The sequence below is a fragment of the Pannonibacter sp. Q-1 genome (genome assembly GCF_054073275.1).
In genome coordinates this window covers 538,235-564,535 of sequence record NZ_JBSXNB010000004.1, presented here as the reverse complement: position 1 = coordinate 564,535, position 26,301 = coordinate 538,235, and the positions used below count along the sequence as shown (strand labels likewise).

The following is a 26,301-nucleotide window of genomic DNA, read 5'->3' as shown; positions in this document are numbered from 1 at the left end:
GCGGCAATCTGCCGGATTTCCTTGTTTCCGGTTTGCCCTGCCAGATTTCAGAAGAAGGAACCGGCCATCTCGGGCGTGCCCTCCAGTGCATGGGCCATGAACTCGATGCTGTGGCGCAGTTTTTCACGGGTGATGGGGCCGCAGATGCACACACGCACGGTTTCGCCAGGCTGGCTGTCCACGGTGAAGGCATCACTTGCGACAATGCCGAGGCCGGAGTGGCGCATGTGGGCGGCAAAACTGGACCGGGTCCATCCTTCGGTCAGCGGTAGCCAGATGTTGAAGCTGATCGGATCGGCGCTGTAACTGCCGGCCGGCAGATGCGCTGCGACAATCTTCTGGCGTGCGCTGGTTTCGCTGCGGATGAAGCGCAGGATCATGTCGGCCGTGCCGTCCTCGATCCAGCGGGTCGCCAGCGCCATGTTGAGCGGTGAGGCCATGACCGAGTTGGCGCGCATGGCGGCGGCAAAGGGCCAGGCGGACTTCGTGTCGGGGGCGGCGACGAAGGCAAGGCGCAGGCCTGCGCCAATGCATTTTGCCAGCCCGCCAATGTGCCATGTCAGGTCAGGGGCCATCGAGGCCAGCGGCGGCGGCGCATGCAGCGGGATGAAGCCATAAGCGTCGTCTTCAATGATGGGAAGGCGGAACTTGCGGGCAACCGCACAGATCTCCTCCCGGCGCTGCACGGGAATGGTCAGCGTTGTCGGGTTGTGCAGGGTCGGGTTCAGATAGAGGGCCTTGGGCGAGCGGGTGGCGCAGGCATGGGCCAGTGCATCCGGCAGGATGCCGTGCTCATCCATCGGCAGGCCGCACATGCTCAGCCGCAGCTGGGCGGCAATCGAGCGGATGCCGGGATAGGTGATGTTCTCGGACAGGATCACCTGACCTGGCTTGGCCAGCAGGGTCAGGATGGTCAGCAAGGCGGGATGGGCGCCGGGGGTTACGAAGATGCGTTCCTGTGACGGCACCAGAGCCCGGCGGCCCAGCCAGGCGGCGGCAGCGTCCTTGTCTATCTCCGAGCCGCCAAAACCCTGATAGCGCAGCAGTGGCACCATGGAGGAGGCGACGGCGCAAAGCCCCTCGCGCATGCGCTCGACCAATTCCGGATCATCCGGGTCGGGCGGCATGTTCATCGAATAGTCGGCGGCAGACAGCCGTCTGGCGTCTGGTGCCGCGTCCAGGGCAAAGCCGCGGCGCTCTCTGTCCTGACCGCCCGTCACGAAGGTGCCGCGTCCCACATGGGTGCCGATGAGGCCCCGCTTCTTGGCTTCCACATAGCCCCGGGCCACGGTGGTGAAATCCACGCCGAGCCGTTTCGCCAGTTCCCGCTGCGCGGGCAGGCGGTCCCCTACCACCAGAATGCCGCTGCGCAGGTCCATCTCGATCAGATCTGCAATTGCCATATAGCGCGGGCTGCTGCTGCGCCGCAGATCCGGCGTCCACTCGGTCATGGTGATCCCTTCAATTCGCCGAATGACTGTATATTCATGCATTCAATCCCTGTCACCTCTGTTTCGTGGCTACTTGGGGCGCGCAAGTTGCCGCAGGTGCGGCAGCGCGAGTGGCTGCCATGGCTGGCGTCGCATTCTGCCCAAAACGCCGCAATGAGATCTGTAATGGCAGTAAAGCTGCCCAAAGACTGTATATTGACTGGATCAAGAGTATGGCATTCTGCCGGAAGAGAAGGCAGGATATTGTCTGAATTTTGGGCTCCAGATTGCGAGATGTGAGAAATTGAATGCATAATTGAATGCATACGATATGAAAATGACTGCTTTATGAGCGGATTCAATTTGGCATGCGGCTTGCAAAATGAGTGCTGCCCCGAAGAGGAGGGCAGATATTCAGTCACAGGAGCCTTCGATGCCTGCAGTAACCAAACCCGCCCACGAAGCCGGTGATTTTTTTGTCGACTATGAAGAGAAGGTCTTTGAGGACGTTCAGGCGAAGGAAGGCGAAAAAGCCCTGATCACCTTCCATACGGTGGCCTTTGAGGGATCGATCGGCCTCGTCAACCTTCTCCAGGCCAAGCGCCTGAAGCGCAAGGGGTTCGAGACCTCCGTTCTGCTGTATGGACCCGGCGTCACGCTCGGGGTGCAGCGCGGCTTCCCGAAGCTGGGTGATGAAGCCTTTCCGGGTCATCTCAATTTCAACAACCAGATCAAGGGCTTCATGGAGGAGGGTGGCAAGGTCTATGCCTGCCGTTTTGCCCTGCAGGCGCTGTATGGCCACGGCGAGCCTTCGCTGATCCCGGGCATCAAGCCGATCAATCCGCTGGATGTGCTGGACCTGATCCTCATCCACCGCCGCGACGGCGCCTTCATCCTCGACACCTGGACGCTCTGAGCCTGCTGCGGGGTGCGGGCCAGCCTGCACCCCGGTCTGCGGCCGGTCTGCAGCATGCCATGAGACACTGCAGCCCGCCGGAAATCCAACCGAGAAGCCAAGGAGTTCGCCCGTGGCCAGGAAATCAGTCAAGGTGGCCGCCGCCCAGATAGCGCCCGATCTGACCTCGCGCGAGAAGACACTCGCCCGGGTGCTGGAGACGATCCGTGAGGCCGCCGGGAAAGGCGTCGAGCTGATCGTCTTTCCGGAAACATTCGTCCCCTGGTACCCCTATTTTTCCTTCGTTCTGCCGCCCGTTCTGTCGGGTCAGGAGCATCTGCGCCTCTATGAGGAGGCCGTCACGGTTCCCTCCGGTGCGACCCAGGCCGTCGCGGCGGCCGCCTGCGAGGCGGGCATGGTCGTGGTGCTGGGCGTCAACGAGCGGGACCATGGCTCGCTCTACAATGCGCAGCTGATCTTTGATGCCGATGGCAGCCTCGTTCTGAAACGCCGCAAGATCACCCCGACCTTTCATGAAAGGATGATCTGGGGGCAGGGCGACGGGGCGGGCCTCACGGTGGTTGAAACCGCGGCGGGCCGCGTCGGGGCGCTCGCCTGCTGGGAGCATTACAACCCGCTCGCCCGCTACGCCCTGATGGCCCAGCATGAGGAAATTCATGTAGCCCAGTTCCCGGGCTCTTTGGTGGGGCCGGTTTTCGCCGATCAGATGGAAGTGACGATCCGCCACCACGCGCTGGAAAGCGGTTGTTTCGCCGTCAATGCGACCGGCTGGCTGACGGATGAGCAGATCCGCTCGATCACCCCTGACGAGCGGCTGCAGAAGGCGCTTCGCGGTGGCTGCATGACGGCGGTCATTTCGCCGGAAGGCAAGCATCTCACCACTCCGGTAACCGAAGGCGAGGGGCTGGCCATCGCCGACCTCGACATGAGCCTCATTCTCAAGCGCAAGCGGATGATGGATTCGGTTGGCCATTACGCGCGGCCCGAACTGCTGTCGCTCTCGCTCGACAACCGGCCAGCCGCGCCTTTGACGGTCACCCAACCCGCCTTTTCCCGATTTTCCACCGACCCGGCAGCCGCCGGTACAGGGAGCAACACCGATGGACATGCTGCAGCGCCCGCAAGCGACAGAAACCCTGATCAACGAATTGCAGTCCTGCGGAGTGAGGCTGGTTGACCCGAAAGCCGGGCACGAAAGCCGCCGGGGCGGTGCCGGGCCTTCCGACCACAAGGCCATGACTGTTGATGGCATGACGGTGATGGTGCCGGTCCACACGGCAGCGGCTTTTGAAAGCCCGTATATGGTGGAAAAGCCGGATGAGCAGGGCCGCAGCCGGATCAGCCGTGACGGCAAGGTTCTGGCGGAGGTCAGCTTTCCGCTACGGCCGCGCTTCTATGAGCTGAGCACGGCGGACGGCATCCCCTATTCCAAGATCGCCGTTCTGCATGGCCGTGATGTTCTGGCAACCACCGTGCTGCAGACCTGTATCCGCTATCAGAGCCGCACCAAGACCTGCCAGTTCTGCTCCATCGGGCAGTCGCTGGCCGCCGGGCGGACCATTGCCCATAAAACGCCGCAGCAACTGGCCGAAGTTGCGAAGGCTGCCGTCGAGCTGGACGGTGTGAAGCATATGGTGATGACGACGGGCACGCCGAAAGGCAGTGACCGGGGCGCGGCGGTGCTGGCGGAGAGTGCAAGGGCCATCAAGGCTGCGGTCGATCTGCCAATTCAGGGCCAGTGCGAGCCGCCGGAGGACGATGTCTGGTTCGAACGCATGCGTGAGGCCGGCATCGATACGCTCGGCATGCATCTGGAAGCGGTCACGCCCGAGGTGCGGGCCCGCATCATGCCCGGCAAGGCGCAGGTGCCGGTTTCCAAATACATGAGCTCTTTCGAGGCGGCTGTGAAGGTGTTCGGGCGCGGGCAGGTCTCGACCTACATCCTCGCCGGTCTCGGCGACAGTGTGGAGGCCATTCTGGACATGTGCGGGAAACTGACTGCGCTCGGTGTCTATCCCTTCGTTGTGCCCTTCGTGCCGATCTCCGGCACCCCGCTCGAGAGCCATCCGGCGCCGTCTGCGGCGTTCATGCATGCAATTCTCCAACCTCTGGCGGAGATGCTGGTGACGAGCGGGCTGAAGGCCGTGGACATCAAGGCCGGCTGCGGCAAATGCGGGGCCTGCTCGGCGCTGTCCACTTATGAGCGGAGGCTGACGGCATGATGATCGAGCCGGTTCAGGCCTTCCGGGCCGCTGAATATCAGGTGAAGTTTGCCACCTGTTCCTGGGAGCGGGAGCAAGCCCATGCGCTGCGTCAGGCGGTGTTCTGCAAGGAGCAGCGGATCTTTCGCGGCAGTGACCGTGACGCGATCGACGAGACCGCAATTCCCATCGTGGCGCTGGCGATGCTGGGCGTGGTGGCTGATGCGGTTGCGGGCACCGTGCGCATCCATGAGGAGCAGCCCGGCGTGTGGTGGGGCTCGCGGCTGGCGGTCCATCCGGATTACCGCAAGGTTGGCGCCCTGGGGGCTTCCCTGATCCGGCTTGCGGTCTCCTCCGCCCATGCCATGGGCGCGCATACGTTTCTTGCCCATGTGCAGGAACAGAACGGGCTTCTCTTCCGCCGCATGCGCTGGACGGTGCTGGAGGAGGTGGAAATTCATGGCAAGCCGCACCTGCGCATGCAGGCGGATCTTGCGCATTATCCGCCCTGCTACACGCCTCAGGCTGGCTTTACGGCGCTGCCGAGAAAGGCAGCCTGATGATGAGGGCAGAAGAGTTTGACCAGATCGTCAAGGCCTTGCGCTCCAGCCGCGGGATTGCTGCCAAGCGGGATATTGCCGTTGCGGCGCAGCAACTGAACCTTGCAGGCGGCCCCGTTGCCGTGGGCGATGACTGCGCGGCCATTGCCGATGGCAGCGGCTATCTGCTCCTCGCCATCGAAGGCTTCATGAATGAGTTCGTCGCCGGGGATCCCTGGTTTGCCGGCTGGTGCAGCATCATGGTGAACCTGTCCGACATTGCGGCCATGGGCGGACGGCCGGTTGCCGTGGTGGATGCGCTCTGGGCACAGAATGAGGCCGGGGCCAGTCAGGTTCTGGCGGGCATGAAGGCGGCCTCGGAGGTCTATGGCGTGCCGGTTGCCGGTGGCCATACCAATCTGACGGCGGACCGCACGCAGCTCGCGGCAGCCGTCCTCGGCCGGGCCAGCTGCCTGCTCACCAGCTTTGATGCAAGGCCGGGAGAGCATCTGGTAGCCGTTGTGGACCACCGGGGCCGCTACCGGGAACCGTTCAACAACTGGGAGGCGGCAACCGGTGCCCCTGCACAGCGGCTGCGGGCCGATCTCGATCTGCTACCACAGATCGCGGAGGCGGGCTGGTCGCGGGCGGCCAAGGACATCAGCCAGGGCGGCATTGCCGGCACGGCGATCATGCTGGCGGAATGTTCCGGCGTTGGCATCAGCCTTGATCTTGAGGCCATTCCGGTTCCTCCGGGCGTTGCCCTGGAGCGCTGGCTCGCCACCTTCCCGAGTTTCGGTTTTCTGCTGTCGGTTCCCGGCCAGCATGTGACGGACGTTCTGGGCCTCTTCGCAAGCCGTGATCTCACTGCTGCGGTGATCGGCGAGGTCAGGCACGGAACAGACGTGAGCGTTCATTCGTCTGCGGACTCGGCCATCATCCGCGATTATGCCACCGAGCCGTTGATGCAGTTCAGGCAAGCGGAGGCCGCCGTATGAGCCGCAGCCTGCGCATTGCCATGCTGACCCATTCAACCAACCCGCGCGGCGGGGTGGTTCATGCCATGCAGGTGTCCGAGGCCCTGGCCGCTCTGGGTCATCAGGTCACGCTGTTTGCTCCCGATGCTTCCGGAAAAGGCTTCTTCCGCCAGCCGAAGGTCCGCGCCGAGGCCTTTGCGGTGCCGCAGGTGCCTGCGGGCATGGCGGATATGGTGGAACAGCGCATCCGCGACTACACCGCTTTCTTCCGGCAGCGCGGCACGGATGGTTTTGACCTGTTTCATGCCCATGACGGTATTTCCGGCAATGCTCTGGCGGATATGGCTGCCTGCGGCCAGATTGCCGGGTTCCTGCGCACGGTGCATCACCTTGACGAATTTACCGATCCGAGGCTGATGGCGCTGCAGGCCCGCTCCATTGCGGCGGCCGATGCGCTTTTCACTGTCAGCCGGCACTGGATGGATGATCTGGCCCGCCGGGGGCTCAGCGCCACCTGCACCGGCAATGGCGTCGATTGCCAGCGCTTCAGGCCGGGCAGGGCGGCTGATGATGGCGACAGGCTTGCTGCAAGGCTCGGAGTATCCGGGGGCGGCCCGGTCTTTCTTGCCATCGGCGGAGTGGAAGCGCGCAAGAACACGCTCAACATCCTGCTGGCATTTGCCGAAACGCGGGCGGTTCTGCCATCGGCCCGGCTGGTGATCGCCGGCGGCGTTTCCCTGCTCGACCACCATGATTACCAGGCCGCCTTCAAGGCCGCACTGGCAGCCCGGCCTGAGCTTTCGGGCGCGGTCCACATGATTGGCGCCGTTGCGGACGAGGATATGCCGCAGCTTTACCGGATGGCCGATGCCCTGGTTTTTGCCTCGATCAAGGAGGGCTTCGGCCTTGCCGTGCTGGAAGCGATGGCCAGCGGATTGCCGGTGGTTCTGTCTGCCATTTCCCCTTTCACCGAATACGTGCCGGAGGCCGCCGCACTCTGGTGCGACCCGCACAGCCCGTCCTCCATTGCCGGGGCCATGCTCACGGCCCTGCGCCCGGAAGTGGCGGCGCATTGCACCGCTGCGGGCTTCACCGTTGCCGCAGCGCATGACTGGCACAGGGCGGCTGTTGCCCATCTGCCGGTCTATCTGGCCTCACTTGCAGAGAGGGAGCCCGCAAATGCCTGAAATGCGTTTCGTCGTCGTCTGGCCGGATGGCTCGCAGGAGGAGTGCTATTCGCCGTCCCTTGTCATCCGCGATTTTTTCGAGGAGGGGCAGACCTATCCGCTCGATGAGTTTCTGTCCCGCAGCCGTGAGGCGCTGACCCTTGCCAGCGACAGGGTCAAGCTTCGCTACGGCTTTCCCTGTTCGCTGGCGCTGGGGCAGATCGCCCGCATCGAACAGCGCGCCGCTCTCTTCAACACCCCGGCCGCCTGTGTCGCGGTCAGGCAATTCATCCTTTGAGAGGTCCAGCCATGAGCACCCCATCCCTGCAAAGCCACTACAGCGCCGTGATCGTCGGAGGGGGGCAGGCGGGCCTGTCCGCCAGCTACTACCTGTCCCGCGCCGGCGTCGATCACGCCGTCTTTGAGCGGAAAACGGCCGCCCACAAGTGGCAGGACGAGCGCTGGGATGCCTTCTGTCTGGTGACCCCCAACTATCAGTGCCAGTTGCCGGACCACCCTTACGACGGGCCAAATCCGGGCGGCTTCATGGTCAAGGAGGAGATCCTCGACTATCTGGAACGCTTCAAGGCCAAGGTGAATGCCCCTATCTTCGAGCATACCGCGGTGTCTCTGGTCGAGCAGATGCCTTCCGGCTTCCGCGTTGAGACGAGCAAGGGGGTGGTCACGGCCGATGCCGTGATCCTTGCGACCAGCCTTTATGCGAACCGTTTCATCCCGCGCGCGGCGGAACGCCTGCCGGATCACATCCTGCAGATCCATACCGCTGATTACCGTAACCCGGAGAGCCTGCCGGATGGCGGCGTCATGGTGGTTGGCTCGGGCCAGTCGGGCTGCCAGATTGCGGAGGATCTGCATCTGGCCGGCCGCCAGGTGCATCTGGTGACCGGTAATGCGCCGCGCTGTGCCCGGTTCTACCGGGGGCGCGATGTGGTCGACTGGCTGACAGACATCGGACAATACGGCATTACCGTCGAAGATGACGGAATGACGAAGAAGAAGCATGACACCAACCATTACCTGACTGGCCGCGATGGCGGGCGCGATATCGATCTGCGGAAATTTGCCCTGGAAGGCATGAAGCTCTATGGCCGCTTCGAAACGGCGAAGGGTGCAACGATGCAGTTCCGGCAGAACCTGCGCCGGAACCTCGATGAGGCAGACCGGGTCTATAACGGCATCAATGCCCTCATCGATCAGCATATTGCCCGGAACAACATCACCGCCCCGCCGACCAGTGTCTATGTGCCGCTGTGGGAGCCGGCGCAGGAGGTGGCGGAGCTTGATCTGGATGGCGCAGGCATCACCAGCATCATCTGGGCCACGGGCTTCACACCGGACTGGTCCTATGCCGCGGTTCCCATCTTCGACGGCACCGGCTATCCGGTCCAGCGGCGCGGTGTCACCGGGGTGCCGGGGGTTTATGTGCTGGGACTGCCCTGGCTGTGGACCTGGGGATCAGGCCGTTTCCTCAGCATCGCGCAGGATGCCGACTATGTCGCCGGGCAGCTCACGGGCTTCCTGAGGAACAGGGGGCTGCATGAAGCTGCACCGCGTGCCGCACAGGCTGGAGGCCGGGGCCTTTGACAGTCTTTTCCTTGCAGACGGTGCGGGCTGCATTGCCCGGTATGAGTGATGGCAGTGCTGCTTCCAGCCTGCCTCAGTCCTCCCTGCTGGACAGAGGGCTGTGCCCGGAGATCCTTCTGGGCATGCCGCATCTCACGCCCTTCGGTCTTTCGCGCACCTGGCTTTTGAAGGAGCTGGCGCACCGCCACTGGCTGATGCTTGGGCGCGATCTCGGTATGGACAATGCCGACTTCCGCACACCGGACGGGCAGGAGGCCTATGCGGCCATTTCGGCCCTGAGCTGCAATGTCCGGTTTTCGCAGGCAAGGGCCAATGCGGTCCTGTCGATTGCGGCAAACCTTTATCCGGTCTCGCATGCCAGATGCGAAAGCCTCTTCACCTTGTGTGTAGACGGGGTGCCTGCAGGAGCCGTGGTTCTGCAGTCGGCATTCGTTGCGCGCACTTCCGGGACAAACCGCTCGGTCCGGCGGTCCCTGATCCGCAACGCCAATGTCAGCGGGTCTGTCAGGCCGAGCCGCCTTGCCGGGGCCGCCGGTCTGTTGCGGACACTCGATACCGCCGCGCTGCCTTGCTGGAATGAAACCCTGTTTCAGCCATGCCCCCTGGAGGAATTCAACGGAGCGGGGCTGTTCTATTTTGCCGAGTTTCTGGCAGCGGCAGCGCGGGCCTTCTGGCAGTGGGAAGGGGCAGAGGCCGCAGCTTTGCGCTTTGAGAGGCCGCATGTGGTGCTGTTCACGGGCAATATCGACCAGGGCGAAACCCTGCGTATCCGTCTGTGTTCGCGGCAAGACACTGAGCCGGTGGGCCTTTGCACGGTCGGACGCATGGATGGCTCCGTGATCGCATCCGTCCTGTTCGGTCTTGGGGAGGATGAGGCCGATAAAGCCGCAATACCCAATCCCCGATGAGCCTGCCTCATCGGGATTTAGTCAAGCCCGTGCGATGTTTGAGCATTTCGAGGCGTGATGCGCCAGCATCTCAGAGCCTTGGTATAAGCCGGTAAGTGTATCCCGAAAGTCCATCCTGAATTCGGTCAGTTTTGGCTCCGGATAAGCCGGTGCCGGAGCAATGTCATCTGCCTGAAATGTACGTGTCACAAACTTGCAATACCCCGAACGTACAGGTGACCAAACGTCAGGAAAGGATGATCCATGAAACATCTTCTGCTCTCCGCCGCAATGATCCTTGCTGCCACGGCTGCTCAGGCCGAGTTCAAGCTGGACGCTCGCTACACCGACGCTGATGGTGACATGGTTGCAGATGTTCCGTCTGACCCTGCTCAGCTTGTCGATCCGGCCCAGCTGATCTTCGCCTATACCCCTGTCGAGGATCCGGCTGTCTACGCCGAAGCCTGGTCGGATTTCCTGGCGCACATGGAAGCGGTCACCGGCAAGCCGGTGCAGTTCTTCCCGGTACAGTCCAATGCAGCCCAGATCGAGGCAATGCGCGCCGGCCGCCTGCATGTCGCAGGCTTCAACACCGGCTCCAACCCGCTGGCGATTGCCTGCGCAGGCTTCCGTCCCTTTGCCATGATGGCCAAGGCCGATGGCTCCTTCGGCTACGAGATGGAATTCATCACCTATCCGGGTTCGGGTATCGAGAAGGTGGAAGACATCAAGGGCCGCACGATGGCTTTCACGTCTGAAACCTCGAACTCCGGCTTCAAGGCGCCTTCCGCCCTGATGAAGGCGCAATATGGCATGGAAGCTGGCCGTGACTTCACGCCCGCCTTCTCCGGCGCCCATGACAACTCGATCCTCGGTGTGGCGAACAAGGACTACGACGCTGCTGCGATCGCAAACTCGGTCATGTCCCGCATGATCCAGCGCGAAGTGATCAAACCCGAGCAGATTGTCACGATCTACAAGTCCGACACGTTCCCGACCACCGGTTACGGCACGGCGCATAACCTGACGCCGGAGCTGCAGGAAAAGATCCGCGAAGCCTTCTTCAGCTTCAACTGGGCCGGCTCCTCGCTGGAAAAGGAATTCTCCAAGTCTGGCGAAGCACAGTTCATCCCCATCACCTTCAAGGAATACTGGTCGGTGGTGCGTGAAATCGATGCGGCCATGGGCGTTCAGTACACCTGCAACTGATCTTTCCTGAAATGCACAAGACAGGCGGGGATGACCCCGCCTGTCCGTTTTGAGAAGGCCACCCATGCTGCACATCCAGTCGCTGACCAAAACCTACAAGACCGGCGACAAGGCCCTGACGGATGTCTCCTTCGATTTGCCAAAGGGACAGGTTGCCGGGTTGATCGGACCATCAGGGGCTGGAAAGTCCACCTTGATCCGCTGCATCAACCGGCTGGTCCAGCCGACTTCGGGCAAGGTGCTGCTGAACGGGCTCGATATTACGGCCCTTGGGGCGGGTGATTTGCGCCGGGCGCGGCGGCGGATCGGTATGATCTTTCAGGAATACGCGCTGGTGGAGCGCCTGACGGTGATGGAAAACGTGCTGTCGGGGCGGCTGGGCTATGTGCCGTTCTGGCGCTCCTTCACGCGCCGCTTTCCGCCCGAGGACATCCAGCGCGCCTTCCGGCTGCTGGACCGGGTCGGCCTTTCCGCCCATGTGAACAAGCGTGCCGATGCCCTGTCGGGCGGCCAGCGCCAGCGCGTCGGCATTGCCCGGGCGCTTGAACAAGAGCCTGAACTGCTGCTGATCGATGAGCCGACGGCGAGCCTCGACCCCAAGACAAGCCGCCAGATCATGCGCCTGATCGTCGAGATTTGCCGCGAGAGCGGCCTTCCGGCCATCATCAACATCCACGACGTGGTGCTGGCGCAGCAGTTTACGGACCGCATCATCGGCCTGCAGGCTGGGCGCGTGGTGTTTGATGGCCCTCCGGCCGGTCTGACAGAAGAGGTTCTGACGCGGATTTACGGCGCCGAAGACTGGACAGCCATGCGCAAGGGCGCGGCCGAGGATGCTCAGGCCGAGGCTGACGAGCGTGTGCAAACCGAAAAAATGCTGGGGGCGCTCTAGTGTCCGGTGCCAGTGATATGACCAGCTATCCCACGAGCTGGCGGCGCCCGCCCCAGATGATCAAGTCGCGCCACTGGCGTGTGTTGCTGGCGGTTGGGGCAGTTGCCTATCTGGTGCTTGCCATCGGCAGCGTCGATGTGAACTGGACCCGCATGGCCGAAGGCTGGGAGCGCGGCCTGCGGTTCATCGGCGGCTTCCTGCAGCCGGATTTCACCTCCCGCTGGCGCGATATATCGGCCGGGCTGATGGAAAGCCTGACGATGACCTTCACCTCGACGGTGGTGGGCATTCTCATTTCCGTTCCCATCGGGATTGGGGCCGCGCGCAATGTCTCGCCTGCCTGGATCTATGCGATCTGCCGCAGCATCATTGCTGCAAGCCGCGCCTTGCAGGAAATCATCGTGGCGATCTTCTTCGTCGCCCTGTTCGGGTTCGGCGCCTTTGCCGGTTTTCTGACGCTGACCTTTGCGACGATCGGCTTCATCGCCAAGCTTCTCGCCGAGGACATCGAGGATATCGATGAGGCGCAGGCCGAAGCCATCCGCGCGACCGGTGCAAGCTGGTTGCAACTGATCAATTACGCGATCCAGCCGCAGGTGATGCCGCGCCTCATTGGGCTCAGCCTTTACCGCTTCGATATCAATTTCCGCGAAAGCGCCGTGATCGGGATTGTCGGGGCAGGGGGGATCGGCGGAACGCTGAACACGGCGCTCAACCGCTATGAATATGACAGCGCCGGCGCGATCCTGCTCATTATCATTGCCATTGTGATGGTGGCTGAATATGGCTCCGGCCATCTGCGGAGGCTGCTGAAATGACCGGCACGCAGATCTGGCGTCACCGCACGCCAAAGACCCAACTCGCCCTATGGGTGTTCTGGGTTTTCGTCGTGGCGCTGTTTGTCTGGTGCTGGAACACCATGACAGCGCGCACCATGTGGCTGTTTGTCTATGATGCGCCCAATGCGGCCGGGGACCTGATCGGCCGCGCCCTGCCGCCGCGCTGGTCCTATATGGAGAAGTTGTGGGCACCGCTCTGGGACACGATCAACATTGCGACGCTGGGCACGCTTCTGGGCATCTTGATTGCCGTGCCGCTTGCCTTTCTGGCGGCGCATAACACCACCCCGTCGCGCCTGCTGCTCAGGCCTTTCGCTTTGTTCTGCATTGTAGCGTCCCGCTCGATCAACTCCCTGATCTGGGCACTTCTGCTGGTCTCCATCCTCGGACCGGGCCTGCTGGCCGGGATCCTCGCCATCGCCTTCCGCTCGGTCGGCTTCATTGGCAAGCTGCTTTATGAAGCGATTGAGGAAACGGATCAGGCGCAGATCGAGGCCATCACCGCCACCGGCGCCAGCCAGGCACAAATCCTCAATTACGGGATCGTGCCGCAGGTCCTGCCGGCTTTCTATGGCATTTCCGTCTTCCGCTGGGACATCAACATCCGAGAAAGTGCGATCCTCGGCCTGGTCGGGGCGGGGGGTATCGGTGCTCAGCTTCAGGCCAGCCTGAATGTTCTCGCCTGGCCTCAGGTCATGCTCATCATTCTCGTGATCCTGGCGACCGTTGTGGTCTCCGAATGGGTCTCTGCCAGGGTGAGGCACGCGATCATCTGATGCAGTTGCCCCTGTCACGCAGCGGCATAGGTGTCTTTCCGGCTGCACGTGCGTCCAATCTCCGGATATGGCAATGTCATGCTTCGTCATACAGAAGCATGACAGGAGGACCGTCATCATCCGTAATCAAAGGCTCTTCCCTGCGGCCGGGGGGCGTGCTCACGCGGGCTGTTTTCATGGCGGTTCCCCATCATGATCGCGCTGCTGCTTGGCGGAACCGGCCTGTTTCTCGCCGGTATGTGGATGATGACCGACGGCCTCAAGCTGGCGGCCGGAAAGGCGCTTGAGGGGCTGTTGCGCAGCGCCACCGGCGCACCCTGGCGGGGCGTTCTTGCCGGCATTGCCGTAACGGCGATCGTTCAGTCGTCCACTGCTGTCACCGTTGCGACCATCGGCTTCGTCAACGCCGGTCTTCTGTCGCTGGCCCAGTCTGTCTGGGTCATCTTCGGCACCAACATCGGCACCACCATGACCGGCTGGCTGGTGGCAACCCTTGGCTTCAAGCTGGATATCGTCAGTCTGGCCCTGCCGCTGCTGGGGGCGGGGATGATCATCCGGGTTGCGGCCGGCTCACGCGGCCGGCTCTCCGGGCTTGGTCAGGCGGTGGCCGGGTTCGGGGCCTTTTTCCTCGGTATCGGTTTCCTGCAGCAAGCCTTTGGTGACGTGGCCGTGCCTGCGGCCCTGTCCAGCCTTGCCCAGTCGCCGCTGCTCGGTATTCCCGTGTTTGTGGCCGTGGGCATTGGCCTCACGCTTCTGACCCAGTCCTCCAGTGCCGCCATGGCGCTTGTGCTGACGTCGAGTGCGGGCGCGGGACTGCCGGTGTTCCTCGGCGCTGCCGCCGTCATCGGCACCAATATCGGCACCACATCCACGGCCGGATTTGCAGCCCTCTCGGCAACGCCGCCCGCCCGCCGGGTGGCTGCCGCCCATATTGCCTTCAACGGCCTGACGGCCTGCGCCGCGCTTGTTCTGCTTTATCCATTATTGCAGCTGGCTCAATGGCTTGCGGCAGATGTGTCAGGAAGTGATTCAGGTGCTGCCGATATCGCCCTGGTGCTGGCTGTCTTTCATACCCTGTTCAATTGCATGGGCCTGATCCTGATCTGGCCCCTGACCGGCAAACTGGTGAACTGGCTGGAGCACCGTTTCGTCAATGCGCAGGAGAAGATCGGCCGTCCGGAGTTTCTCGACCTGACCTTGCGTCCGGTTCCCCAACTGGCCTTGCGCGGACTGCTGCTGGCGACGGACAGGCTGTCCGGCATCACGCATGCCTTCGCACGCGATTGTCTGGCTGAACCGCGCGTGGCCACCGGCGAGCTTGACGCACGCCTGACCGGCAGTCTCGCGCTTGGCCGGGCCATCCGCAGCTTTATCGAGCACATGAACAAGGAGGCGATGCCGCAAGCAGTCTCCGAGGCCATTCCCGATGTCATCCGCGGGGTGCAGCATCTGGAGGAAGTTGCGCAGTTCTCGGCGGCAGCCGTCTCCGTCGCCGCGTTGGAGCCGGAGGGAGAGGCCCGTCAGGACGTGGAGCGCATGCGCCAGTCTGCACTGAAAGCCCTGACCGCAGGACAGCCTTCCCGGGAGAACCCGCTCCCGCCCGACATGGTTGAAGCGGCGATGACTGAAACCGAGACACTTTACCAGTTGACGAAGGCTTCTCTCCTGTCCCGCGCAAGCCTGGCAGGCGAACATGTCGAGACGATCGAACGCAGTCTCCTGCAGATCCAGCACATGCGCCGTTGCGTCCGGGCCTCCTGGAAGGCGCACCGGCGTCTGGACCGCTGGCTTCTGACGTTAAATCGGGATGGTGTTCAGCAGGATACGGGAAAACCAGTAGATTAAATAAGGTATTTGATGTTGCAATTCTTGATTGTTTTCTTTTGGGTGACCTAACGTTCAATTTTAATGAATTTCTCCGGTTTGATATTGCTTCATGCGTTCCTTGTATGATTTTTCCTGTATTAATTTGAGTTTAATGCCTTTGCTTCAGTGTGCCTTTAAAGGTTTTCGTAGGGTTGTTAAATGAACCTCGGCCAGTGGAGTGTCAGGAACAAGGTTCTTCTGCCTGTCTGGATCATGGCAGCCTTCGTCGTTCTCGTGGTGACCATCAATCTGGTCATCCTGCGGGGTGAGTTGGAGCGCGGCCACGTGGAAAAGGTGCGCGCTCTCGTCGAGTCCGCCCGCTCCATTACGGAAGAAAGCTACCGGCTGGCGCAGGATGGGACGCTGAGCGAGGATGCTGCCAAGGACAAGGCACGCGATGCCATCCGGGCGATGATCTTCAATGGCGGTGCGCGCGTCTTCGTCTTTGATGAGACCGGAAACCGGGTGGTCAGCAATACGGTGGCTGAAGAAGGCACCAGCGCCTGGGGCTCCCGCCACACCCAGGATATGATCCGCAACGGCCTGAACGGGGGCGGCGTCACCTATTACAAGGGCGCAAGAACACTGGATGGGGTCACCACCCGCGGCAGGCCGAAGGCCGCGTGGTCTGAGCATTTTGCCCCGTGGGGATGGGTCATTTCCTCTGCGGTCTATCTGGATGACGTGAACACCTCCTTCTGGAACCATCTGCTGCGCTTCGCCTTGATTTTCGGGGCGGTTGGAGTGCTCCTGCTGCTCTGGGTGAATGCCATCGTCGGCAGTATCACCGGCCCGGTGCTGCGATTGACGGCCAACATGAAGCAGCTGGCGGACGGCGACACGCATGTGACCGTTGAGGACACCGGACGCGCCGACGAAATCGGCCAGATGGCGGCGGCCATGCGCACCTTCGTGTCCTATGAGCAGGAGCGCCACGCGCTGCACGGAAAGCTGCAGGAACTGGCCTTCTCCGACAGTCTGACCGGCCTTGCCAATCGCGCCTCCTTTCAGGACCGGCTGCAGTGCGAGCTGGACCGCGCAGCGGCAGATGGCACCCATTGTGCCCTGATCGTGGTGGATCTTGACCGGTTCAAGACGATCAACGACACCATGGGCCATGCCGCAGGAGATGCGGTCCTGATCCAGACAGCGCGGCGGATCGAGAGTGCGGTCTGCGCGCGCGCCTTCATCGGACGGCTCGCCGGCGATGAGTTCTTCGTGGTTCTGCCTGACCTGCCGGACGTTGACGAGGCAATGGCTCAGGCACATCGGCTTGTTGAGGCCATGCGCCAGCCCATGATGGTTGAGGACGCGGTGCTTCAGGTGTCTGTCAGCACCGGCGTGGCCGCCGGTCCCGGCGACAGTGCCAGTGCTCCGGCGCTGTTCCGCTTTGCCGATCTTGCCCTTTACGATGCGAAGCAGGCTGGCGGCAATTGCGCGCGCGCTTACAGGACACAGATGGGCGAAACCATCGAGAAGCGGTTCAAGCTTGAGACCATGATGAATGGCGCGCTCAAGCGCGGCGAGTTCAAAGCTGCCTTCCAATTGAAGATGGATTTGGCCACCGGTTATCCGGCAGGGGCAGAGGCGCTGTGCCGATGGGTTCATCCGTGTTTTGGCAACATCAACCCGGCTGAGTTCATTCCGGTGGCTGAGGAAACCGGCCAGATCATTGCCATCGGTAACATGATGCTGCGCGAGGCCTGCAAGTTCGCGGTTCAGGTCAATCATGCGTCTGCGCGGGCCATGGTCATCGCAGTCAACGTGTCGCCGCGCCAGCTGATGAATGGCGACTTTCTGATCCGGCTGCGTGACTGCCTTGCCGCCACCGGCTGCCAGCCGGAATGGCTGGAACTGGAGATCACCGAAAGCCTGCTGCTGGGGGAGGGCGGCGGTGTGCATGAGACACTGGAGCTGATCGCGGCCATGGGCATCGGCATTGCCATTGACGATTTCGGCACGGGCTATTCCGCACTCAGCTATCTGCACCGCTTCCCGATCACGGCCCTCAAGATCGACCGCTCCTTCATGAACGGCATTTGCAGTGACCCGCAGCAGGAAATCCTGGTGCGGACCATTCTGGCCATGGCCCATGGTCTTGGCCTGGAGACCACGGCCGAAGGCATCGAGACCGAGGACGTGGCCCGCAAGCTCGCTTCCATGAACTGCCGCTTCGGTCAGGGCTATCTCTGGCACCGCCCCGCTGCGGCAGAGGAAACCTCCGGCATCATGTGCGGACTGGCCGTGGCCTGAGCCTGGCCAGCCTCCCGGGCGTCATTTTCCCTTGCCGTAAAGCTCCCGCCAGGCGGGCAGCGTGTCGCCCTTGGCCGGGGTGGCGTGATAGACGCCGCGGGCAATGGCACGGGCGAGGCTGGAAGCAGCGGCGGCGCCCAGTTCGATCATGTCCGCCAATGGCTCTGCCAGCCTGTGGCGGCCCGTGGAGAGCGCAAAGACGAGATCCCCGTCCATCGGCGTGTGTGCAGGCCAGAGGGCGCGGGCAAGGCCGTCGTGCGCCATGACAGCCAGCCGCTTGGCTTCTGCCTTGGTCAGGATGGCATCGGTGGCCACAATGGCAATCGTCGTGTTGGCACCGGCGCGCAGGGCATCGAACTTGGTGCGCGGCACGGCTGTATCTGCGGGGAGGGGGGACGGCAGTCCGAGGCCGCCGAATTCATCGCCCCGCTCGAAAGGCGCTGCCCAGAAATGCGGGCCATCGCCCATGGTGGCCCGGCCAAGCGCATTGACGGCCACCAGCGCGCCGACGGTGGCGCCGCCGGACAGGCGCAGGGAGGCGGAGCCGAGCCCGCCCTTGAGATTGGCGGTGGTGGCACCGCATCCGGCGCCATGGCTGCCGAGCGCAAAGTCCAGCCCCGCTGCCGTAAGGGCGGCGCGGCCAAGCTCCCGGTAGGGGGCGTAGTCTCCCCAGTTCTTGTCCCCGCCATTCATCAGGTCAAACAGGATGGCGCCGGGCACGATCGGCACGCGCACGGGGCCGACCTGAAAGCCGCGGCCCATGGCGGCAAGCCCGGCCTGCACACCGGCGCCTGCATCAAGCCCGAAGGCCGACCCGCCGGAGAGCACCAGCGCATCAACCTTCTCCACCGTCTGGTCCGGCTCCAGCAGGGCCGTATCACGGGTTCCGGGCGCACCGCCGTGAATGGCAACGGAGGCCACCGCCGGTTCATCCGGCAGCAGCACCGTCACGCCGGACTTCAGGACGGGATCTTCTGCCGATCCAACGCTGAGGCCCGGAACATCCGTGATGAGATTGCGCAAGCTGGAGCCTTTCCTGTTATGTCAGCGGGGTCATGACCGCCTTCTGATAGGCGGGGCGTGTGGTGAGGCGCTGGTACCAGGCTTCCAGATGCGGCAGATCCGGCCGGTCGAAGGACATGGTGAACCAGGCATAGGCGATGCAGCCGAGCGCCATGTCGCCGATGCCAAGGTTCTCGCCGGAGAGATACGGCGCCTTTGCGAGGGCTGCATCGGGGACCTTCAGCAGGTCCGTGCAGGCAGCAAGGCTCTGATCAATCTCGGCCTGAACCCGCTCTTCCGGTTTGCGGCGCACGATGTTGAGGAAGATGCCACGGAAGGGGCCCGTCAGTGTGGTCGAGGTCCAGTCCAGCCACTTGTCCGCGGCTGCAAAGGCCTTTTCGCCTGCTGGCGTGCCTAACTCAGGCGCGAAAGGTGCCTTGCCATAGATGCGGGCCATGTAACGCACGATGGCATTCGACTCCCACAGCACCAGACCTTCGTCTTCGATGCAAGGCACCAGTCCGTTGGGGTTCATGGCCAGATAAGCCGGTTCCTTGTTGAGGCCAAAGGCGCCGCCGGCGTCAATCCTGTCATAGGCGATCCCGAGTTCTTCTGCGCACCACAAAACCTTGCGGACATTGGTGGAATTGATCCGGCCCCAGATTTTCACGTTATTTCATCCCTGAATTCATCCGCCTTGTGTTGCGGATCTGTTTCTCCCACCGCATTTAGTTTAGGGGCCTTTTCTGCCGGTTGAAAAGGGGCATGCCTGTGGCGCGGTTCAAGGTGGCATCCGGCTGCTGCCTTGGCTAGGATGCGGGCAGAAACGGAAGCCGGTATGTGATGAGGCACGGATTTATGCGGCAGTTCAAGAGCTTGGCGCCATTTGCTGCGGGACTGGTGATGGCCGGTATGCTGACCGGCGTGCTGGCCGCTCCCGCACAGGCGGACATTCGCATTGCCGTTGCCGCTGCCTTTTCCGGCCAGTTTGCGCCATTGGGGGATCAGATCCTGGCCGGGGCGCGGCTGGCGGTTGAAGACATCAACGCCAGCGGCGGTCTGCGTGGGGAAAAGCTGGTGCTGGAGGAAGCCGATGACCGCTGCGACCCGGAGCGGGCCACGGCGCTGGCCAATCAGCTCACCGGTAAAGGCGTGCAGCTCGTCATCGGGCATCTGTGCTCCAGCGCCACACTGGCGGCAGCGCCCGTTTATGCGGAGGCGGGGCGCATCCAGATCACGGTGGCTTCCGCGCTGCCGCAACTGACCGAAGCACGGCCGGGGCCGGGTTTCTTCCGGCTTGGGCCGCGCGAAGATGCCACCGCGCCTTTCATCGCGGAGCGTCTTGCTCAGGAGTTTGCCGGCAAGCGCATCGGCCTCGTCACCGACCGCAGCGCCTATGGCAAGGATTTTGCTGCCCGTGTGAAGGCTGCGATGCAGGCAAAGGGGCTCTCTCCTGCGCTGGAGCGGGAGTTTGACGCAGGTGCACGGGACCTGACGCCTCTGGCCTCGGCGCTCAAGGGGGAGCGGCTGGATGTGGTGGTGCTGGGCGCCTATGCCACGGATGCGGGGCATCTTGCTGCCGCCCTCAGTGCCCTGGACATGCAGGTGCCCCTTCTGGCTGGCGATGCGGCCATGGGGATGGAGTTCGGCGCTGCCGCTGGCGAGGCGGCAAGCCGTGTCGAGGTCACCTTCATGGCCGATCCGGCCGCCGTTCCGGACAGCCCGGCCCGGGAGATTGCCAGCCGCATGCGGGCTGCGGGCATGGTGCCTTCTCCTTATGCCACGGATGGCTACGCCGCCGTCCAGCTCTTCGCCGCCGCTGTGGACGCCTCCGGCAGCTTCGACTTTGCGCCCGTGGCCGCAGCGCTTCAATCCGGCAGCTTTGACACGGTCAGCGGCACAGTCTCGTTCTTGCCCGATGGGGACCGGGAAGGCGCGGGCCTTTCCTGGTACCGCTGGCAGGATGGCCGGTTCCGTCCCTCGGACCTGCCGCGTTAACGCTCTTTTAAGAATGCGCCTCCGGGCAATGCCCTCTGACCGGCACCTGCGCTAGATTGGCCGGGTGAGACCGTGCGGCGTCCGGCCTCACCAACGTTTGTGCCAGTCTGGTGTGCCGGGGGAACTCATGCGCCCTATTGCCGTGATCATGCGTTCGCTTTTGCTTGTGGCGGCCTGTGGCGGCCTGCTGGGTCTTGCTCTTGCCGCGCCGGTGCAGGCCCGTGCAGAGCGCGTGGCCTTTGCATCGCAGGGGCTTGCTCCGGGCACGATCGTCATCCGCAATAGCGAGCGGCGGCTGTATCTGGTGCTGGGTGAGGGGCAGGCGCTGGCCTATCCGGTGGCGGTCGGCAAGAAGGGCAAGGCCTGGACCGGCCGCACCTATGTGACGGGCCGCTATCTGCGCCCGGCCTGGATTCCGCCCGCGGTGGTGAAGCGCGATTTCCCGGATATGCCGGACCGGATCGAGGGCGGTGCGCTCAACAACCCGATGGGCGTGGCCGCCATGACGCTGGCAGGCGGTGAGTTCGCCATCCATGGCACCAACCGCCCCGGCAGCATCGGCCGCCCGGTGTCCTATGGCTGCATCCGCATGCACAACGAACATATCGCCGACCTGATCCAGCGCGTGCGTGAAAACACCCCGGTGATCGCGCTGCCGTGAGGCTGGCTCATTTCAGCAGGGGCAGGGCGCCGCACAGGCGGTCAACGGCCTTGCGCGGCCCGGCGACAAGGATCGCCTGCGGCTCGTGATCCTTCAGGGGGGCTGCGGCGATACGCGCCGTGTAATCCGTATAGTTCCGCGCCTCGAAGGCGGCACGCATATAGGCAAGGCGGACGGGCATGCTCTCTGCGGCGGCAAAGAGACTTTGAAGATCTTCGGCAGGGGCTCCCAGAATGGGCACGGCCACCTGGGTGATGCCTTCCAGCAGATGGCCTTCGCTGTCCGGCGTGACGGGACCAATCAGCTCCGGATGCAGCCGTCCGAGGCTCATGCCCAGAATGGCAGCAAAATTGGCCTGCAATCCTTTCGGTAGGCTGGTGGACAGGATGATGACGGGTTTCAAAGTCATGGCAGGGCTCCTTTTGCGGCAGCCATGCCATGCATGCGGAGCCATGGTCTTGGACGAAATTGACCTTTCCGCCTGCCTGTGAAGAGCAAGGATCAGTGGCGGATGAGACTGCCGGGCGTGATGCCAAGCTGGCGGCGGAACTGGCGGATCATGTGGCTCTGGTCGCAGAACCCCGCCGCCAGCGCTGCATCTGCCGGTGCCATGCCGTCAAGGATCAGCGCCTGAGCCTGCCTGGTCCGCATGCGCAGAACCATAGCATGGGGCGTCAGGCCGGTGGCGCGGGCGAAGCTGCGGATCAGGTAGGAAGGGGTGAGCCCGGCAAGGGCGGCAAGCCCCTCAAGCGAAAGATCGTCGCCTGAGGCAACGCCTTCCACAATCCGCTCCCGGACAAGTTTCACGGCTGCCGGTTCCTGACCGGCAGGTCTGAGCACTGCCCGGCCATGGCGGGTGAAGGCAAGGCCGAGCACGGCCTGCATGGCCTCTTCCACGGCCAGCCGCCAGCCGGGGGCAGCGGGAGCATTGACGCGCTGGGCAAGGCGCCTCAGCGCCTGCGTCAGGTGAAGGCCTTCGTCCCTCGGGGCGACGGTGGCAAAGCCGCGCAGATCCTTGAGATCCAGCAAGGTCCGCACGGCGGCCTCGCTGGCATAGACCATGTTGTAGCGCACGCTGCCGGCCGCCGCGTGGCCAGTGTGGGGCTCTTCCGGGTTCATCAGCGACAGGGAACCGGCGGGCAGCAGCATCTGTTCGCCCCGGCAGAGATAGCCGCCCACCCCTTCGGCAATCGCGCCGATGGCAAAGCCTTCATGGGCGTGGCGGCTGAAGGTCTGGGTGCTGAAATCGGCTTCGTAAAGCTCGATGCCCTGCAGCCAGCCGAGATGATGATAGCGGTTGGCGCGCATCAAACGCCCGCCTTGCGCAGCCAGTGGCGCGGATCAGTGGAGGCAGCTGATGGCCCGGCGCTTTCGCCTGACAGCGTGCGCACGAGGTCAGCGACGGCATCCAGCGAATGCGCGGCGCGGAACTCGTCCACATGCGGCAGCATGGCCCGGATGCCCTTGGCCTTGGCTTCGAACCCGTCAAACCGCAGCAGCGGATTGAGCCAGATCAGCCGCCGGCAGGAGCGGTGCAGGCGGGAGATTTCCCGCGCCAGATCCTCGTCCGTGTCCCGCTCCAGCCCGTCGGTGATCAGCAGCACCGTTGGCCCGCCCGACAGCACGCGGCGGGACCAGAGGCGGTTGAACTCGTGCAGGGCAGTGGCAATGCGGGTGCCGCCGGACCAGTCGGCCACACCAGCGGAACAGGCCGCCAGCGCTTCGTCCGGGTCCTTCATGCGCAGCTGCCGGGTAACGTTGGTGAGCCTCGTGCCGAACAGGAAGGTGTGCACGGCGGGCCGCGTTTCCGTCAGCGCATGCATGAAATGCAGGAGCAGACGGGAATACTGGCTCATGGAGCCGGAGATATCGCACAGGGCGATGAGCGGCGGGCGTTTTTCCTGCGGCTTGCGGTGCTTCAGGTCAATGATCGCCCCGCCTGTCCGCAAGGTCGCACCCAGCGTGCGGTGCGGATCAATGCGGCCGCGCGGGGCAGGGGCGAGACGGCGGCGGCGGATCGTGTCCTTCGGCATGGCCATGGCGCGGAGCGCTGCCTTGGCCGTTTCGATCTCGTCAGCCGTCATCTGGGCAAAGTCCCGCGATTGCAGCAGTTCGCGGCCGGAGACGGTGAAGCGGGCATCCACCTCCACCTCGGGCTGCTCCTCGCGCGGCTCGCGCTCGCGGGCAGCCTTGAAGGCCTGGGAGACGCGGGTCTGCCCGGCCTTGGGCTTTTCCGGCGTGCCCCGCGGCGGGGCGACGGGGGAGAGGATGGCCAGCATCTTTTCAATGAGCCCGCGGCTCTGCCAGTAGATGCGGAAAGCCTCGTCAAACAGCACCCGCTGCTCGCGTTTGTGAACGAAGACGGCGTGAAGCGTCCAGTAGAAGTCCTCGCGGCTGGCAATGCCGCTCACCTCCACTGCCCGCACAGCGTCAATAATCGAAGCCGGGCCAGCCGGAAGGCCCGCCTTGCGCAGGGTACGGGCGAAATGCACGATATTCGCCACCATGCGGCCATCGAGGCTGGACGCCTGTTCTGCTTGCGGGGCGGCGGGGATGGTCATCGCGCGGGGTTCACACGTTCGGCATGGCGGCAGGGGCGGAGGGCAGGGTATTGCGGATCTCTTCCACCATCTGCCGCAGCCTGGAGCCGCGCACCCGTTCGATATCGTCCTGATACTTCAGCAGAACGCCCAGCGTGTCACTGGCCATGTCCGGGTCCAGTGCCAGTTCGTTCAGCTCGGTCAGAGCGGTGGCCCAGTCGAGGGTTTCGGCAACGCCCGGCTGCTTGAACAGGTCTTCCGTTGCCCGCAGGCGCTGGACGAAGGCGACGATTTCCGCCGTCAGCCGTTCGGGTGCGCCCGGCACCTTGCGCCGCACGATGGCCAGTTCCCGCTCTGCATCCGGATAATCGACCCAGTGGTAGAGGCAGCGGCGTTTGAGGGCGTCGTGGATTTCGCGGGTGCGGTTGGTGGTGATGATCACCACGGGCGGCTCCTCGGCCCTGATGGTGCCGAGCTCCGGCACGGTCACCTGATTGTCGGCCAGCACCTCCAGCAGGAAGGCCTCGAAGGCTTCGTCAGCGCGGTCCAACTCGTCGATCAGGAACACGGGCGGGCCGGAGAGCGAGGGCTCCAGCGCCTGCAGCACCGGGCGCTTGATCAGAAAGCGTTCGCTGAAAATGGAGCGGGAGAGGTCTGCATGATCCGTGTCTCCGGCAGCTTCCGCAATGCGGATCTCCACCATCTGTGCCGCGTAGTTCCATTCATAAACGGCAGAGGCGATGTCGAGGCCTTCGTAGCATTGCAGACGGATGAGGTTGCGGCCCAGGGTTGCTGCCAGCACCTTGGCGATCTCCGTTTTGCCAACGCCGGCCTCGCCTTCCAGAAACAGCGGCCGCTTCATGCGCAGCGCCAGATGCAGCACGGTTGCCAGATCACGGCCGGCGACATAGCCGCCCTGATCCAGCAGCGCCAGGGTGCCGTCGATGCTATCGGGAAGGGGCGTGCGGGCGGTGGTCATGCGGAAGGGCTCCCGGAACGTGCGGCCCGGCCTGAAGGCCGGAGGTCTTGTCGTTGTCCTTAACATATAGGCGCTGCGGGCAAGCGACAGCCCCTTTTGCCGTATTTCCGTGCTGACGTATTGCGGCTGGCCATTGGCACCGGAGGCTGAGGGTTTTGACGGACTTGCGAAGCTGAAGGGGGGCTGGCACGCAAAGAGACGCTGAGGGTGGACGATCTGCGGGGCATGCGGCTGCGGACCCGCAGAAACCTTGAGGGAGAGGGACATGACAAAGCTTTTCACGCGAGGGCTGCGCGCTGCGGCCGTGGCGGTGATTCTGTTCGCTGCACCTAGCGCTGGTGCGGTGCAGGCGCAGGGGACACTCGCAGAGGCGGCGCAGGTGGAGCGCGGCAAGCTGATCGCCAAAGAGGCTTGCGCGGCCTGCCATGCCGTTGGTGTGGATGATGCCTCGCCCAATGCGGATGCTCCGGCCTTCCGCGATCTCGGGCAGCGCTATCCGGTCGAGGATCTGGCGGAAAGCCTGGCCGAGGGCATCGTCACAGGCCATCCGGACATGCCGGAAGTGGCGCTGGAAGCGCAGGATGTGACATCCTTCATCGCCTATCTGAAGAGCATCCAGAGCCCAGATGGTGCTGGCAGCACTCACTGAAGTCTGCTGCTAACATATTGAAAAATATGAGGAAGACTCGTTTTTTAATTGCGCGTTTACTTCGCTGGCGCGACACTTTTGCCGTGGTGATGTCAAGGCATGAGGTGTTCCATGGGCACAAGCGAAGACTTCCGCAAGCAGATGGCTGGCTACGGGCTGCTGACGGCTGAAATCCTCTACAGGATGCCGGATCATCCCGCCCTTCTGCAGAGTTTCCTCTGGCAAACCGAGGACAAGGCCCCGAACTTTCCGGAACTGCGCCGGTTTCTGGCATTCTGGGAGCGGGAAATTCAGGCCTTCATCCACTCGGTGCGTCTGGCGCATCAGGATCTGATCGGCCCGCGCGATGTGCGCTATGCCAAGGGCGAGTTCCTGATCCATTAGGACCGCCGCCCCGGCACTTTCCACGGCAGGCCTCTCCCCTGCCGTGGACCTTCTTGAAGGTGGAGCCTAACCCTGTCGGGGCTTCATCACTTCTTCTTGCAGCCGCCGCCATCCGAATACGGGGGGCCGTAGAGAATGAAGGCCGAGAAACTGGTGCCGCCCGAGGCAAAGTCCAGCAGCTCGTCGGGAAGTTCATCCTGCCCGATGGAGCGCGGCAGCACGAGGACGACTTCGCCCGGGGCCTCTTCAACCACGGTGATCTTGTAGGAGGGGATCGGGTCATTGCCGATCAGCTCCTTGATGGCCGCATGCGGGTTGCTCTTCAGCAGCTCGCGGAAGGCGGCATCGGACGAGGCCCTCAGGATGAGGTGCTTCTCGATGTGCTGGCGGGCCTGGGTAAGCGGATCAAGTTCAGACATGAGCTTCTACTCCCTGGTATTTCTCATGAACTCCGGTCTGCTCCGCCATCCCTGCCGGGTGCTGGTGAAGCATCCTTGTCACAAGATCTACCGGGAGTTTCCGGCGGACGGAG

The 26,301-nt window shown here is 63.4% G+C and carries 28 protein-coding genes; 19 read left to right on the top strand and 9 right to left on the bottom strand.

What is annotated here, in order from left to right; all coding sequences use genetic code 11:
- Positions 1 to 47 precede the first annotated feature (47 nt).
- Both ACVNHC_RS14125 and ACVNHC_RS14120 read right to left on the bottom strand, forming a co-directional pair.
- Positions 48 to 1,451: an aminotransferase-like domain-containing protein gene (locus tag ACVNHC_RS14125; protein WP_050472876.1), complete on the bottom strand. Its 1,404-nt coding sequence runs from the start codon at positions 1,449 to 1,451 to the stop codon at positions 48 to 50.
- Positions 1,448 to 1,852: a hypothetical protein gene (locus ACVNHC_RS14120; protein WP_457167625.1), complete on the bottom strand. Its 405-nt coding sequence runs from the start codon at positions 1,850 to 1,852 to the stop codon at positions 1,448 to 1,450. The genes ACVNHC_RS14125 and ACVNHC_RS14120 overlap by 4 nt, the downstream gene beginning before the upstream one ends.
- Positions 1,853 to 1,863: 11 nt before the next feature.
- Here ACVNHC_RS14120 and ACVNHC_RS14115 point away from each other — a divergent pair, with 11 nt between their 5' ends.
- The 15 genes from ACVNHC_RS14115 (at position 1,864) to ACVNHC_RS14045 (ending at position 17,556) form a co-directional block, all read left to right on the top strand.
- On the top strand, positions 1,864 to 2,346 hold the full coding sequence (locus ACVNHC_RS14115; RefSeq protein ID WP_050472672.1) for an MSMEG_0572/Sll0783 family nitrogen starvation response protein: 483 nt from the start codon (positions 1,864 to 1,866) through the stop codon (positions 2,344 to 2,346).
- 112 nt (positions 2,347 to 2,458) lie between these two features.
- A complete protein-coding gene (locus ACVNHC_RS14110; RefSeq protein WP_457167624.1) occupies positions 2,459 to 3,523 on the top strand; it encodes a Nit6803 family nitrilase in 1,065 nt (354 codons plus the stop codon).
- A complete protein-coding gene (locus tag ACVNHC_RS14105) occupies positions 3,453 to 4,568 on the top strand; it encodes an MSMEG_0568 family radical SAM protein (RefSeq protein WP_457167720.1) in 1,116 nt (371 codons plus the stop codon). Before ACVNHC_RS14110 ends, ACVNHC_RS14105 begins: the two co-directional genes overlap by 71 nt.
- On the top strand, positions 4,565 to 5,107 hold the full coding sequence (locus ACVNHC_RS14100; protein WP_457167623.1) for an MSMEG_0567/Sll0786 family nitrogen starvation N-acetyltransferase: 543 nt from the start codon (positions 4,565 to 4,567) through the stop codon (positions 5,105 to 5,107). Before ACVNHC_RS14105 ends, ACVNHC_RS14100 begins: the two co-directional genes overlap by 4 nt.
- Positions 5,108 to 5,109: 2 nt before the next feature.
- Positions 5,110 to 6,084 (top strand): sll0787 family AIR synthase-like protein, encoded by a 975-nt coding sequence (locus ACVNHC_RS14095; RefSeq protein ID WP_457167719.1) that lies wholly within the window; start codon positions 5,110 to 5,112, stop codon positions 6,082 to 6,084.
- Positions 6,081 to 7,250 (top strand): MSMEG_0565 family glycosyltransferase, encoded by a 1,170-nt coding sequence (locus ACVNHC_RS14090; RefSeq protein ID WP_457167622.1) that lies wholly within the window; start codon positions 6,081 to 6,083, stop codon positions 7,248 to 7,250. The genes ACVNHC_RS14095 and ACVNHC_RS14090 overlap by 4 nt, the downstream gene beginning before the upstream one ends.
- The gene (locus tag ACVNHC_RS14085; protein WP_058899485.1) at positions 7,243 to 7,527 is read left to right on the top strand and encodes an MSMEG_0570 family nitrogen starvation response protein; all 285 of its coding nucleotides are present in this window, start codon (positions 7,243 to 7,245) and stop codon (positions 7,525 to 7,527) included. Before ACVNHC_RS14090 ends, ACVNHC_RS14085 begins: the two co-directional genes overlap by 8 nt.
- An 11-nt stretch (positions 7,528 to 7,538) precedes the next feature.
- Complete coding sequence (locus ACVNHC_RS14080; RefSeq protein ID WP_457167621.1) at positions 7,539 to 8,834, top strand: MSMEG_0569 family flavin-dependent oxidoreductase; 1,296 nt, start codon at positions 7,539 to 7,541, stop codon at positions 8,832 to 8,834.
- A complete protein-coding gene (locus ACVNHC_RS14075; protein WP_457167620.1) occupies positions 8,831 to 9,742 on the top strand; it encodes a Pnap_2097 family protein in 912 nt (303 codons plus the stop codon). The genes ACVNHC_RS14080 and ACVNHC_RS14075 overlap by 4 nt, the downstream gene beginning before the upstream one ends.
- Positions 9,743 to 9,985: 243 nt before the next feature.
- Positions 9,986 to 10,930: a phosphate/phosphite/phosphonate ABC transporter substrate-binding protein gene (phnD, locus tag ACVNHC_RS14070; RefSeq protein WP_050472679.1), complete on the top strand. Its 945-nt coding sequence runs from the start codon at positions 9,986 to 9,988 to the stop codon at positions 10,928 to 10,930.
- Positions 10,931 to 10,994: 64 nt separating this feature from the next.
- The gene (phnC, locus tag ACVNHC_RS14065; RefSeq protein ID WP_050472680.1) at positions 10,995 to 11,822 is read left to right on the top strand and encodes a phosphonate ABC transporter ATP-binding protein; all 828 of its coding nucleotides are present in this window, start codon (positions 10,995 to 10,997) and stop codon (positions 11,820 to 11,822) included.
- Positions 11,823 to 11,839: 17 nt separating this feature from the next.
- Positions 11,840 to 12,640: a phosphonate ABC transporter, permease protein PhnE gene (gene phnE / locus ACVNHC_RS14060; RefSeq protein ID WP_050472681.1), complete on the top strand. Its 801-nt coding sequence runs from the start codon at positions 11,840 to 11,842 to the stop codon at positions 12,638 to 12,640.
- Positions 12,637 to 13,437, top strand: coding sequence for a phosphonate ABC transporter, permease protein PhnE (gene phnE, locus ACVNHC_RS14055; RefSeq protein WP_050472682.1), 801 nt, complete (start codon positions 12,637 to 12,639; stop codon positions 13,435 to 13,437). The genes phnE (ACVNHC_RS14060) and phnE (ACVNHC_RS14055) overlap by 4 nt, the downstream gene beginning before the upstream one ends.
- A 192-nt stretch (positions 13,438 to 13,629) precedes the next feature.
- The gene (locus tag ACVNHC_RS14050) at positions 13,630 to 15,282 is read left to right on the top strand and encodes a Na/Pi cotransporter family protein (RefSeq protein WP_457167619.1); all 1,653 of its coding nucleotides are present in this window, start codon (positions 13,630 to 13,632) and stop codon (positions 15,280 to 15,282) included.
- A 180-nt stretch (positions 15,283 to 15,462) separates the two neighbouring features.
- Positions 15,463 to 17,556, top strand: coding sequence for a putative bifunctional diguanylate cyclase/phosphodiesterase (locus ACVNHC_RS14045; RefSeq protein WP_457167618.1), 2,094 nt, complete (start codon positions 15,463 to 15,465; stop codon positions 17,554 to 17,556).
- 21 nt (positions 17,557 to 17,577) lie between these two features.
- On the opposite strand, the gene ACVNHC_RS14040 is transcribed toward ACVNHC_RS14045, so the two are convergent.
- Both ACVNHC_RS14040 and ACVNHC_RS14035 read right to left on the bottom strand, forming a co-directional pair.
- Positions 17,578 to 18,579, bottom strand: a complete 1,002-nt coding sequence (locus tag ACVNHC_RS14040; protein WP_457167617.1) for a P1 family peptidase — start codon at positions 18,577 to 18,579, stop codon at positions 17,578 to 17,580.
- A gap of 16 nt (positions 18,580 to 18,595) precedes the next feature.
- Positions 18,596 to 19,228 carry a glutathione S-transferase family protein gene (locus ACVNHC_RS14035; protein ID WP_457167616.1) on the bottom strand — a complete coding sequence of 211 codons (633 nt, stop codon included), beginning with the start codon at positions 19,226 to 19,228 and terminating at the stop codon, positions 18,596 to 18,598.
- Positions 19,229 to 19,461: 233 nt separating this feature from the next.
- Here ACVNHC_RS14035 and ACVNHC_RS14030 point away from each other — a divergent pair, with 233 nt between their 5' ends.
- Together ACVNHC_RS14030 and ACVNHC_RS14025 are read left to right on the top strand one after the other, a co-directional pair.
- Positions 19,462 to 20,556: a branched-chain amino acid ABC transporter substrate-binding protein gene (locus ACVNHC_RS14030; RefSeq protein ID WP_457167615.1), complete on the top strand. Its 1,095-nt coding sequence runs from the start codon at positions 19,462 to 19,464 to the stop codon at positions 20,554 to 20,556.
- Positions 20,557 to 20,683: 127 nt separating this feature from the next.
- Positions 20,684 to 21,217 carry a L,D-transpeptidase gene (locus ACVNHC_RS14025; protein WP_457167614.1) on the top strand — a complete coding sequence of 178 codons (534 nt, stop codon included), beginning with the start codon at positions 20,684 to 20,686 and terminating at the stop codon, positions 21,215 to 21,217.
- Positions 21,218 to 21,224: 7 nt separating this feature from the next.
- Here ACVNHC_RS14025 and ACVNHC_RS14020 read toward each other — a convergent pair whose 3' ends face one another.
- The 4 genes from ACVNHC_RS14020 to ACVNHC_RS14005 form a co-directional block, all read right to left on the bottom strand.
- On the bottom strand, positions 21,225 to 21,626 hold the full coding sequence (locus tag ACVNHC_RS14020) for a DUF2000 domain-containing protein (RefSeq protein WP_058899492.1): 402 nt from the start codon (positions 21,624 to 21,626) through the stop codon (positions 21,225 to 21,227).
- Positions 21,627 to 21,718: 92 nt separating this feature from the next.
- Positions 21,719 to 22,525: an AraC family transcriptional regulator gene (locus tag ACVNHC_RS14015; protein WP_457167613.1), complete on the bottom strand. Its 807-nt coding sequence runs from the start codon at positions 22,523 to 22,525 to the stop codon at positions 21,719 to 21,721.
- Positions 22,525 to 23,778 carry a vWA domain-containing protein gene (locus tag ACVNHC_RS14010; RefSeq protein WP_457167612.1) on the bottom strand — a complete coding sequence of 418 codons (1,254 nt, stop codon included), beginning with the start codon at positions 23,776 to 23,778 and terminating at the stop codon, positions 22,525 to 22,527. The genes ACVNHC_RS14015 and ACVNHC_RS14010 overlap by 1 nt, the downstream gene beginning before the upstream one ends.
- 10 nt (positions 23,779 to 23,788) lie before the next feature.
- On the bottom strand, positions 23,789 to 24,736 hold the full coding sequence (locus ACVNHC_RS14005; protein ID WP_457167611.1) for an AAA family ATPase: 948 nt from the start codon (positions 24,734 to 24,736) through the stop codon (positions 23,789 to 23,791).
- A 265-nt stretch (positions 24,737 to 25,001) separates the two neighbouring features.
- On the opposite strand from ACVNHC_RS14005, the gene ACVNHC_RS14000 reads away from it, so the two are divergent.
- Positions 25,002 to 25,385 carry a c-type cytochrome gene (locus ACVNHC_RS14000; RefSeq protein ID WP_457167610.1) on the top strand — a complete coding sequence of 128 codons (384 nt, stop codon included), beginning with the start codon at positions 25,002 to 25,004 and terminating at the stop codon, positions 25,383 to 25,385.
- 111 nt (positions 25,386 to 25,496) lie between these two features.
- Complete coding sequence (locus ACVNHC_RS13995; protein WP_019966612.1) at positions 25,497 to 25,769, top strand: usg protein; 273 nt, start codon at positions 25,497 to 25,499, stop codon at positions 25,767 to 25,769.
- A gap of 86 nt (positions 25,770 to 25,855) precedes the next feature.
- Here ACVNHC_RS13995 and ACVNHC_RS13990 read toward each other — a convergent pair whose 3' ends face one another.
- The gene (locus tag ACVNHC_RS13990; RefSeq protein WP_122520359.1) at positions 25,856 to 26,188 is read right to left on the bottom strand and encodes an NHLP leader peptide family natural product precursor; all 333 of its coding nucleotides are present in this window, start codon (positions 26,186 to 26,188) and stop codon (positions 25,856 to 25,858) included.
- Positions 26,189 to 26,301 lie beyond the last annotated feature (113 nt).